This window comes from Olsenella sp. AGMB03486 (genome assembly GCF_040884255.1).
Lineage (GTDB): Bacteria > Actinomycetota > Coriobacteriia > Coriobacteriales > Atopobiaceae > Olsenella_L > Olsenella_L kribbiana.
In genome coordinates this window covers 67,954-77,009 of the sequence record NZ_JBEVTM010000012.1, presented here as the reverse complement: position 1 = coordinate 77,009, position 9,056 = coordinate 67,954, and the positions used below count along the sequence as shown (strand labels likewise).

At 60.9% G+C, this 9,056-nt stretch carries 13 protein-coding genes; 2 read left to right on the top strand and 11 right to left on the bottom strand.

Going from position 1 to position 9,056, the window contains the following annotated elements:
• Window positions 1-575: 575 nt before the first annotated feature.
• The gene (locus ABVS03_RS07535) at window positions 576-779 is read right to left on the bottom strand and encodes a hypothetical protein (RefSeq protein ID WP_330972235.1); all 204 of its coding nucleotides are present in this window, start codon (window positions 777-779) and stop codon (window positions 576-578) included.
• A gap of 169 nt (window positions 780-948) precedes the next feature.
• Here ABVS03_RS07535 and ABVS03_RS07530 point away from each other — a divergent pair, with 169 nt between their 5' ends.
• Entirely contained in the window at window positions 949-1,644 is a 696-nt protein-coding gene (locus tag ABVS03_RS07530; protein ID WP_330972234.1) for a hypothetical protein, read from the top strand.
• Between the two features lie 116 nt (window positions 1,645-1,760).
• Window positions 1,761-1,940, top strand: coding sequence for a hypothetical protein (locus ABVS03_RS07525; protein ID WP_330972233.1), 180 nt, complete (start codon window positions 1,761-1,763; stop codon window positions 1,938-1,940).
• Between the two features lie 78 nt (window positions 1,941-2,018).
• Here the strand turns inward: ABVS03_RS07525 and ABVS03_RS07520 are convergent, their stop codons facing one another.
• The 10 genes from ABVS03_RS07520 to ABVS03_RS07475 all read right to left on the bottom strand — a co-directional run bounded on the left by ABVS03_RS07520 (window position 2,019) and on the right by ABVS03_RS07475 (window position 9,056).
• Window positions 2,019-2,261 (bottom strand): hypothetical protein, encoded by a 243-nt coding sequence (locus ABVS03_RS07520; RefSeq protein ID WP_330972232.1) that lies wholly within the window; start codon window positions 2,259-2,261, stop codon window positions 2,019-2,021.
• 16 nt (window positions 2,262-2,277) lie between these two features.
• Complete coding sequence (locus tag ABVS03_RS07515) at window positions 2,278-4,233, bottom strand: DUF2207 domain-containing protein (protein WP_368018624.1); 1,956 nt, start codon at window positions 4,231-4,233, stop codon at window positions 2,278-2,280.
• Between the two features lie 82 nt (window positions 4,234-4,315).
• Complete coding sequence (locus ABVS03_RS07510; protein ID WP_330972238.1) at window positions 4,316-4,933, bottom strand: FHA domain-containing protein; 618 nt, start codon at window positions 4,931-4,933, stop codon at window positions 4,316-4,318.
• Between the two features lie 5 nt (window positions 4,934-4,938).
• Window positions 4,939-5,286, bottom strand: a complete 348-nt coding sequence (locus ABVS03_RS07505; protein WP_330972230.1) for a hypothetical protein — start codon at window positions 5,284-5,286, stop codon at window positions 4,939-4,941.
• Entirely contained in the window at window positions 5,287-5,748 is a 462-nt protein-coding gene (locus ABVS03_RS07500; RefSeq protein ID WP_368018623.1) for a hypothetical protein, read from the bottom strand.
• On the bottom strand, window positions 5,745-7,775 hold the full coding sequence (locus ABVS03_RS07495; protein ID WP_368018622.1) for a hypothetical protein: 2,031 nt from the start codon (window positions 7,773-7,775) through the stop codon (window positions 5,745-5,747). The genes ABVS03_RS07500 and ABVS03_RS07495 overlap by 4 nt, the downstream gene beginning before the upstream one ends.
• Window positions 7,765-8,241: a pilus assembly protein gene (locus ABVS03_RS07490; protein ID WP_330972227.1), complete on the bottom strand. Its 477-nt coding sequence runs from the start codon at window positions 8,239-8,241 to the stop codon at window positions 7,765-7,767. Before ABVS03_RS07490 ends, ABVS03_RS07495 begins: the two co-directional genes overlap by 11 nt.
• Complete coding sequence (locus tag ABVS03_RS07485) at window positions 8,222-8,425, bottom strand: hypothetical protein (RefSeq protein WP_330972226.1); 204 nt, start codon at window positions 8,423-8,425, stop codon at window positions 8,222-8,224. The genes ABVS03_RS07490 and ABVS03_RS07485 overlap by 20 nt, the downstream gene beginning before the upstream one ends.
• Window positions 8,422-8,862, bottom strand: a complete 441-nt coding sequence (locus tag ABVS03_RS07480; RefSeq protein ID WP_330972225.1) for a hypothetical protein — start codon at window positions 8,860-8,862, stop codon at window positions 8,422-8,424. The genes ABVS03_RS07485 and ABVS03_RS07480 overlap by 4 nt, the downstream gene beginning before the upstream one ends.
• A 5-nt stretch (window positions 8,863-8,867) precedes the next feature.
• The gene (locus ABVS03_RS07475; protein ID WP_330972224.1) at window positions 8,868-9,056 is read right to left on the bottom strand and encodes a hypothetical protein; all 189 of its coding nucleotides are present in this window, start codon (window positions 9,054-9,056) and stop codon (window positions 8,868-8,870) included.

Here is a 9,056-nt window from a genome sequence, read left to right as displayed (position 1 = left end):
ACCGCGCTGGCTGCGTCCCGCTCGGTGCGGGGTGCCTCAGCGCGAGAAGAAACTTTACACGGCTCCGCTCCCCTGCAATGCGGGAAAGTGGGGCTTCACATCTTCTACACAATTAATACGAAAGCACCCATTCTTGAACCGTGAAGTCTATGGAATTGTACCGAGCCTTTGCAGACTCCTAACAGGCCTCCCAGTCGAACGGCAACTTTTCTGGGGTAAGCGGTATGCTCATGCTGCAGTTTAAGAGTTCTGGCCTGCTTTTATCTGCTTTCAATCAGCCCGCTGCAAGACTTCGCTCTGTCGCTTGCATGTTACCATCGTCTGTGAGTGGCGGCTCTTTCCTCCTGCCCGCTCGACGTGCCAGCCCCTTCTCCACATAGACATGCGCCAGGGTGCCGGCATTCAATCTGCCGGCACCCTGGCTCACAAAGGTTCTGTCTGTCTTTATAGGCCTGGCCTACCAGGTCAGCCTCTTCATGGAAGCGCTGATGGCATACTGCCGCAGCCTCGATGTGGCATTGCAGTGCAGATGCTCCGATATCGCTATCGCAAGCCTCAGCAGCCACCATTGGAAATCAGCCTTCATGGCGAGATCCGTCCTTTCCTGCTGCAGCAGAGACCCCTATCTCGAACGGGAAGGTCCCCGCGCGGTTGAACGCCGAGATGAACATGCGTATTGCGTTTGAGGGTGTCGTCCCGATCCGCTCGGTCGCTGCGAAGAAGCTCTCCTTCTCCTCAGGCAGTACCTTCGCGACGATCGGGGTCATCTTTTCTGCCACGCTTCCCCCGTGCTGCGATTCTGGTATGACTTCGTATTCCTTAGTATTACTTCATAGAGAATGATAGCAGACGCCAGATGGGCACCTTCGACAATTTGGAAATATCGGCAGGGCGCAGCAATGCGTGCGCTAGGCTCATACTGTGAGAGAAGCTGAAGAAAGGGAAAGCATGGGAATTCTGGCAAGCATCAAGAAGCTGGTCCATGGACCTGAAGAGGAACCGTTCGCTGTTCCTGAAGGACCCTGTGCCCTCAAGATCCAGGTCATCGACGAGAAATGCGCAGCAAAGATTGCTGGCAGGACCACGCTTCTCGTCTCCACGAAGCCGCAGCGCATGAAGGACACGAAGAAGGGCACGACGATCGACTCCGGCGAATTCCAGGGATTCCCTGCCCGTCTCGGCAAATGCGCCTTCGCAATCGTGCCGACCGAGCCTGTCGCCACCCTGCTCACGAGAGAGCCCTCGCTATCTGTTGTCTGCGAGCGCAGGGGTGATGGGCTCTGCATCCTCGTGCCAGGCAATCCCTGGTTCGAGGCTGCATCCGCCGGCATCGAGAGCCTCCCTGCCGATGTCGATGTCATCCGTGCCTATATTGCAGACAAGGACTGGCAGGGCCTTGGCGGCGGCACGAAGCCGATCGAGCCGCTCGACGTAGAGATCGTAGGCGGCGCACATGATGCGGCAGGCGGCCAGCTCATGAACTTCTATGCCGGAGACCACCTCGTTGCGACGCTTCCGAACAAGAGCTACTCGTTCCAGAAGATCCGGAGGAAATATCCGGACCACCTGCTTGCAGCAACCGCAGAAGAGCTCGAAGAGGACCATCGCGGCTCCCGCTACTGCATCAATGTCTTTGTCTCGTAGCCTGCGCAGTGCAGCCATCTTCCATCTTTTTGCTAGAATGCCTACGTTGCGTAGGCATGCTCCCTTCCAGGAGCCAAGCTACGAGGAGTCTTGCTATGGAGTCCGGAATGCCCGACATGAAGAAGCGCTATATCACTGAAGAGGGCACGATCAGGACGCTCGAAGAGATCATGAGGCTCTGCTCGCAGGCAGGGAATCAGGCTGACGACCCTGCGCTTGCGCTCTGGTGCTTCGGGGCACATCCCGAAGACGGTATCGAGGACCCTGCAATCGACACAGCAGAATTCCGGGCCTGAGATTTCCGGATAGAACGAATGAAGGCCGGCACGCTCGATGCGTACCGGCCTTCTGCATGCCTCTTTGTTCTTGTTTGTTCAGTCAGCAGCCCAGAACGTGGCTCCCGTACCATCGAACGTCAGATGGCGGCCGAGATACAGCTCGGCAAAGGTGCGTGCACGGCCAAGCGACTCCTCTCGGGGAGCCTCTGCGTCGGTGAGCTCCAGACGGAAGGTCTGTCCGCCGCAAGCGTCGTGCATATGCACCGTGACCGGAATGCCAGCTTCGATGAGCGCACGCTTGAGTCCGATGATCTGCTGCATGCCAATAGGACGTACCATGTCTCCCCCAAAAGATCTAGAAGGCGCCTCCGCCTCCGCCACCGCCGAATCCTCCTCCGCCTCCGCCGGAGAAGCCGCCGCCGAACCCGCCGCCCGAGGACTCCATGCTCTTCGCAAGGGCTGCGGTGCTCACTGAGTGGGCCGACTCGACGCTCTTGCCGAAGGCATCCATCGGCGTGCTGTAATGGCCAGGGCCCCAGAATGCATACCAGTACCACGGAGAATACGGGTCTGCCGAAAGCGTCTCATAGAGCTCGGGGGCTGCAACCTTGAGCTGGGCGATGACCTTCTCGGACACGCCGAGCACGACCGCCATCACGAGCAGGCGGTTCCAGAGCACCACATCCTGGGGCACAGCCTCCTTGAGACGGGTGAAATCGAGAAGCCAGCGCCTGAGCGCCTCGAGCTTTGCCTCGACCTCGATGCCTTCCTTCGTCTTGCTGCACATCTTCTGCGGAAGGAAGCCAGAGACCACTGCCGCCGCCACTGCCACAGCAAGGCCGGCAAACGCCACACCAGCTGTGATCTTCTCAGCAATTCCCAAGAAGATCAGGATGCCAGCAAGGACGATGCTCAGAGCGCAGCAGGCATACGGCACCTTCTTGTTGGGGTTGTCCGCGAGAATGTAGTTCTTCTTGCTGCAGGCACCCGTGACAGCGCCTTCCCATTTCTCGATTGCGTCGCTATAGCGCTCAGGAGCGTCCTTTGCCGCCTTCTCGATCGAAGAGAACCAGAGGCGCGGCTGCCCGGACGGCGCTGTATCCCCATCTGCCATGCCTTCGATCTCGTCGAAGAGCAGCGACAGGGTCCTTGCGTCAATCTCGCCTGCAGCATCTGTGCCGGCAGGTCGCTTTACCAAATCGAGGTAGTAGCGCTCGCGCTTCTTCTTGCCGAGGAAGCCCTTCTTCTCGGGCACGACGCAGCCAAGCTGTACATAGCCCAGATCGCAGAGACGCATGATCGATGCCGGAAGGGCATTTCCGTCCGGCTTGCCGTCTCCCCGAAGCGCATCGAGCACGGCGGGATGGTCATCGGTCGGCACATCGCGGAAATACTCGTCGTCGAACTGGGGGCGATGCTCGCGCTTGTCGCGCAGATAGGCACGAACAGAAAGGGCAATGAAGAGCGCTGCAAGAGCAAGCGAGCCGACGAGCGCGACCGTGCTCATGGTCCGGGCGCGCTCGCGCTTGGCATTGGCCTCGTCTGCCCACGCCTGCTCTTCCGACATGACGGAATCAAGCACCTCGCCGGAGCGCTGCGTTGCGCCCGAGAGCCAGGATTCGGGGAAGACGATGCGCGCTTCTGCATACTCATCGGTGCCGACACCCGGCACCGTATAGACGATGGCCGACCCATCGAAGGCCAGGCTCGCGTCGAGCGGACCGTGGCCCCAGGCACGCACATTCGAGCCTGCCTCGACGCTCTCGCCGGACGGCACCGGCAGATGGACCGTGCAGGTCACATTGTCGGATGCCACATCCCAGCCATCGGAGACGAACTTCCAGTAGAGCTCGCCTACATCCTCGTAGCGCTGCGCAAGGTCGGGATAGGAGTAGACGATGCGGAACGTCGCCGATTCATCCTCATGAGCGGAATAGAGCTTGATCTCGAGATAGGAGCCCTCATCCGTCACATCGAAGCTGCCGTCGATCCCTCCGGCATTGTGGGCGAACTCCGTATAGACGCCGTCCTCGACGATACCGACAGAGGCGATATGCGGTGTCAGCTCTGCCCCCTCATAGGTCCCTTCGGGCAGCTTCCAGTACACGCCGTGGTAGGAGCCATCGAAGTCGAACGTGCGGTCTTCGATGACAGAAAGCGTTCCATCTGACCCGATCGTCGCATCGATCGAGACCTTGTCTATCGAGTAGTCAGCCCAAGCCGTATGGGCAACAGCAAGGCATGCAATGAAGGCGAAGAGGCCGACAAGAAGCTGGCACAAGCCTCGAGGATGCCGTACAGGATGGTCCATGGAGGTCTCCAATCTGGTTAAGCCTGCCTATAGACAAGCTTAGCAAATCTGCCAGGGCCCGACCGTCGCGGCAGATGGTGCCTCATGCCCCGTCATCCACCCCTATCTCGAACGGCACGCCTGAGATATAGAAGATATCTCCCGTGCTGAGAAGCACGCTTCCCTCGATCGGCTTTCCTTCATAGATTGCCGGATTCGTAGCGCCGAGGTCCTGCGCGAGCACGCCGCCCGTCCCAAGCGAAAGGCGCAGGTGGTGGCGGGAGACCGAGCGGATATGGAGGACGATGTCGTTCTCCTGGGCACGCCCGATCGTGACGCCCCTCTCCCCAATGGGCACCGTCGCTTCAAGCTCGCCGACATGCGCCCGTACGAGGTAGGTGAAGGCAGGGCTTGCTGCCTTCTCTTTCTTTGCACTGTGCTGCGAGAGATCGAGCGTATCGTCTGCATCTCCTGCATCGTCCGGAACCGCTTCGGCAGCAGGAGCTGCCGCTTCGATGACACGTTCCTTTGCGGTCTTTTCGCTCTCTTCAGGCGCTGCCGGCTCCGCTTCCTGCACAAGCTCATGGGGAGGGCGCTCTATCGGCTGCGGATGGTCGAAATCATAGAGGCATCCATAGCAGATATGCATGTCCCGGAAGAGCCGCGCACCGCAGCGGGGACATACCTTCGTGAAGCTTGCATCCTGCAGGGCAACTTCCATAACGCTCACTCCTTGTCCTTGCGCGCACAGAGCACGAGCTCCGTCCGCTCGCCTGCCGAAAACCAGAGATCTCGAGATGCCGGCCGCTCGAAGATGGCAAAGCTTCCCGGCACCCGCCACTGCCTCCCCGGAGGAAGGCCGAGGCATACGCCGAGGATGCGTCCTTCGGCATCCGCCGCAGCCACATCGATCGGGTAGCGCATGCCAAAGCTATGGATTGCAGCGCACGGCAGAAGAACCACAGGCACTGCCGTGCACCTGCTCCCCAGAAGTCCCTTGAGGCGTGACCGCGCCGACACGAGCAGCCGGAAATCCCCATAGGGCTCCACGTGGACCAGAGCATCCCTTCTCATCTAGACCGTCCTTCCTGCCTGCCCGGCATCTGCCACGACTTCGCGCACATGCACGAGCTCGAAGTGAACCTCGGAGTCGATTCCTGCCACAACGAAGTGCCGAGGCCAGGGATGATAGGAAAGCGTGCAGCGAAAGTGCATGAGGTGCGGCTCGCCCAGAAGGGCCAGAGGCGCACTTTCGGCAGCTTCTGCCTCGACCGAAATCTCGATATCGTCTGCATCTTCAAACGCCTTGCGTATGGATGTCTCCGCTGCTGAAACTGCCTCCACGCTCCCATCTTCTGCTCCAGCTGCAGCTGCTTCGGCAAGCACTGCATCCGGAGCGACCCGGTCGAAGAGCACGCAGGCAGAGACATAGCGTGCAAGGTTCCAGAGGATGGCAAGAGAGACGAGAATGACCGGCATGAGCGCAGCCAGCTCCACCGCCATCTGTCCCCGCTCCTCTCTGAGCGCGTACATCATGCCGCGCTCCCCAGACCGACCTTGAGAGGCACCGCGGTGCCTCCCGGTACGAGGAGCTCTGCCACCTCGAGGCTATCCTCGTCTGTCAGGTCGGAAGCGATGCCGAGTGCCGAGGCAAGCCGCTCCGGCGCAGACGCATCCTCATCCAGAAGGCTGAGCAGCCGCTCCCTTTCCCCTTCCGTCTCGAGCCCCGCCTGCACAAGCACATGCTTCGTAGTCGTGAGCACAGGGCGGCGCGGCCTCAGGTCTGCCGGCTCGAGGCCGGCTGCGCTCGCACTCGCACGGAGCCTGTCGCGCAGCCAGGCCGCAGCGCTCCCGCCGAAGATGCCGCCAATACCGTCAAAGATCTCATCGGAGACGCTCTCCACGCTCTTCCAGCCTTTTCCATAGCCGGAAAGAATGCTGTTCCAGACCGAGACGATGCCTGCGACAGCAGAATCCGGCTCTCCAAGCTCCTGCTCCCAGGCATGCGCCGAATCCAGAAGGACGCTTTCGTCCTCGGTCTCGACAGGTGCCAGAACGGCAGCAGAGATTGCAGCACCAGGAGAGAGCGTTCTCGGCGCAAGGAAGCTGCCTGAAAGCATCTCTGGCAGAGCTGTCTCTGCAGGTCTCGATACAAGCGCAATCGTGCCCCAGGCACCAGGCGGACAGAATGTGACGTCTGCGCTCTTCAGCACTTCGAGCGCCTCATCGAAGCGTCCCTGCGCCTTGCCTGCCGCTTCATGCGTCTCGGCATCTGCATCCTCCATTGCAGCACGCGCTTTCTGGTAGCGCTTCGAGGCTTCCTCGATGATGCGCCACCAGTGCTCGAAGCCGCTCTTCGTATTCGTCGTCGCCGACGTCACAAGGCCCACCGCCTTCGTATCGAGTCCGCAGACCTCGCAGCGCCTGACCCTGCCCGCTTCGAGATCTGCCAAGGATGCTGTGCCGGATCCGTCTTTGGCTGCAGGGCATCCTGCAAAGGCATGGATTGTCATCCCGTCTGCCCCATCGGACGTCGGCCAGATACGCTCCGTGAAAAGAGCACTCTCGCGCGTCTCGCCTGCCGTATGCGGAAGTGCTGGCAGATCCATATCGACCGTCCCATCAGGCCTTTCCTCGTAATGCCCCGCATTCATCTGCTCTTCTGCAAAGCGGTAGTACGCGCTCCTTATGGCGGAGCGCGCCTCTTCCTCGACGCCTGCATCTTGGGGCACTTCCTCGGCAAGGCGCGCCGCATAGTAGGACCGCGCCCTTGCAAGCGGCGCTCCGAACGTCCAGGAAGCTGGCGAGGGATAGCTCGGATTGAGCGCATCGGGAAGGTCTGCCAGCTTCGCTGCCCGCTCCTTCAGGCAATAGGGCTCCTCTGCGCAGTCAGCCCGCCACGCCTCCTCCTTCGAAGACTCGGCTTCCTTCTGGGCCTCCTCTGACTTCTTCGAAGCATCGGCAAGCGCATCTGTTGCCTCGTCGAGCCCCTCTCCGTCGACCTTCTGGTCCATGCCCGAGAAATCCGACCTGCCCAAGACGGGATAGGGCACGACGATGCCTTCATAGGAGATGCGCTCTGTGCTCTCAGCCGCAATCGTTGCCATCCCTCGCCTGATGATGAGAAGAGGGAGAATCTCCTCGAGACGCGAAAGGCCCGCGGAGGCCGTCTCGACGAGGTGTCCACGCGTCTCCAGGAGCTTCATGCCGGCATCTGCCGAAGCAGCTCCTGCCACCTGCCCTCCAGGCACGGCAGATGCGACCATGCCAGCTGCGACCATGAGCATGCCGGCCGTGCCAAGCGTCTGCGCTGCCGCATCGAGCACCTGGACGCAGGCACTGTAGGCACCAGTCGCCTGGCTTGCGCTCAGGGCAGCCGCATCGGCCACGGCCTGGATGTCGGCACTCCGGGAGAGAGCCCAGCCTGCAGCAGCAAGGCTGAAGACAAGCGAGAAGCTCACGAGCAGGGAGACCGCGACAGCGACCGAGGTATAGCCGCTCTCTTCGTCGATGAAGAGAGACAGGGAAAGGGGCAGCCTGTCCTGTGCTCCGTCATCCAGCATCCCACACCTCGATCCAGTCATCGTATGTGCCTTCAAGCCATGCAGGGCGCAGCTCTTCTTCGACCTGCACCTTGAGGACGATTCCATCGCCGTCAGATCCAAGCGCGGAGGCAGCGATTGTGCTGAGAAGCGGCAGCGGCTTTGCGTGCCCCGCAATCGAGACCGTCACAGCCTGCTCCTCTGCCCCTGCAATCTCGATATCCCAGTCGCCATCAGAGAAGATCGCAATTCCTGGGATGGCCGCAAGCCTGCGGCGGCAGAACTCGTCGAGACGCTCTTCGTCTGCCGTACCGGCAGCAGCGCGTGCCGTCTCTGCCGCTGCCTCCCTCATGACCATCTCCGAATAGGCACAGCAGAGTGGCTGGAGCAGGAGCAGTACCAGAAGCGAGACAGCGGGAAGAAGCGCTGCTGCCTCGACGCTTGCCTGGCCCCGCTCCTCGGCAAGCTCAGAAGAGAAGCAGGTCATCGATTGCGCCCTGCCTGATATCTGCCAGAAGATGCGAGCAGGCTGCAAGGGCGCAGTCGAGAAGGCGCCCTTCGGCCCCCGCCTTCCAGAGCGCACCGAGCGCCACGACCGCGACCAGCGCCGCTCCAAGCAGGAGCGCATATTCGAGCGTCGCCTGTCCTGTCTCCTCCTGCCAGAGCCTCATGAGCCATCCGACCCTTCCACCGCTTCGAGATGGACGACCTCGACCTGCGTCTTGCCCGATCCGGTCTCCTTCAGGATGCAGACATCTGCCCATCCCTGCCCTTCGACGCTGAAGCCCCAGACCTTGCCGAGAAGGTCGAGATACTGCGCTTCGAGCAGCACGCAGTCTCCTCTGTCTTCATAGGACTCCATGAGCTGGGAGGAAGCGGTCTTGAGCGGCTTGTCCACGGTGTAGCTCTCCACCTCATCAGCTGAGATGTCCTCGGAAAACGTCCCTCCTGCATTCGCAAGCAGCTGCGCCGTCTCGGACGAGAGATCCTCCTCGGCGCTTCCGGAAGCTTCCGACCTCTCTGCATCCATCCCTTTGAGGAGAAGGCCGAGAACAAGCACCGCTGCCAGGATGGCCACTGCCAGAAGGAGCTTCCTTCTGCTTTTCATGCCGCTCATAGCGAGTTGATGCCCTGGGCGATGGCATCCCAGAGCGAGCTCAGCTTGTCGCGGAATGCGAGGATTGCGACAATCGCGATCACGACAATGACGCCGACAAGGATTGCGTACTCTGTCGTTCCCTGCCCCGTCTCCTCGCGGCGGAGCGTATGTGCCGCCTCAGCAAGCGCTCTATATGCTTTCAT

What these genes read in the sequence shown, in the direction of transcription:
- ABVS03_RS07480 (WP_330972225.1), bottom strand. Translation starts at nt 8,862, where the DNA reads ATGAAAAGCAGAAGGAAGCTCCTTCTGGCAGTGGCCATCCTGGCAGCG.
- ABVS03_RS07495 (WP_368018622.1), bottom strand. Translation starts at nt 7,775, where the DNA reads ATGCTGGATGACGGAGCACAGGACAGGCTGCCCCTTTCCCTGTCTCTC.
- ABVS03_RS07525 (WP_330972233.1), top strand. Translation starts at nt 1,761, where the DNA reads ATGAAGAAGCGCTATATCACTGAAGAGGGCACGATCAGGACGCTCGAA.
- ABVS03_RS07510 (WP_330972238.1), bottom strand. Translation starts at nt 4,933, where the DNA reads ATGGAAGTTGCCCTGCAGGATGCAAGCTTCACGAAGGTATGTCCCCGC.
- ABVS03_RS07490 (WP_330972227.1), bottom strand. Translation starts at nt 8,241, where the DNA reads ATGACCTGCTTCTCTTCTGAGCTTGCCGAGGAGCGGGGCCAGGCAAGC.
- ABVS03_RS07500 (WP_368018623.1), bottom strand. Translation starts at nt 5,748, where the DNA reads ATGATGTACGCGCTCAGAGAGGAGCGGGGACAGATGGCGGTGGAGCTG.
- ABVS03_RS07475 (WP_330972224.1), bottom strand. Translation starts at nt 9,056, where the DNA reads ATGAAAGCATATAGAGCGCTTGCTGAGGCGGCACATACGCTCCGCCGC.
- ABVS03_RS07505 (WP_330972230.1), bottom strand. Translation starts at nt 5,286, where the DNA reads ATGAGAAGGGATGCTCTGGTCCACGTGGAGCCCTATGGGGATTTCCGG.
- ABVS03_RS07530 (WP_330972234.1), top strand. Translation starts at nt 949, where the DNA reads ATGGGAATTCTGGCAAGCATCAAGAAGCTGGTCCATGGACCTGAAGAG.
- ABVS03_RS07485 (WP_330972226.1), bottom strand. Translation starts at nt 8,425, where the DNA reads ATGAGGCTCTGGCAGGAGGAGACAGGACAGGCGACGCTCGAATATGCG.
- ABVS03_RS07520 (WP_330972232.1), bottom strand. Translation starts at nt 2,261, where the DNA reads ATGGTACGTCCTATTGGCATGCAGCAGATCATCGGACTCAAGCGTGCG.
- ABVS03_RS07515 (WP_368018624.1), bottom strand. Translation starts at nt 4,233, where the DNA reads ATGGACCATCCTGTACGGCATCCTCGAGGCTTGTGCCAGCTTCTTGTC.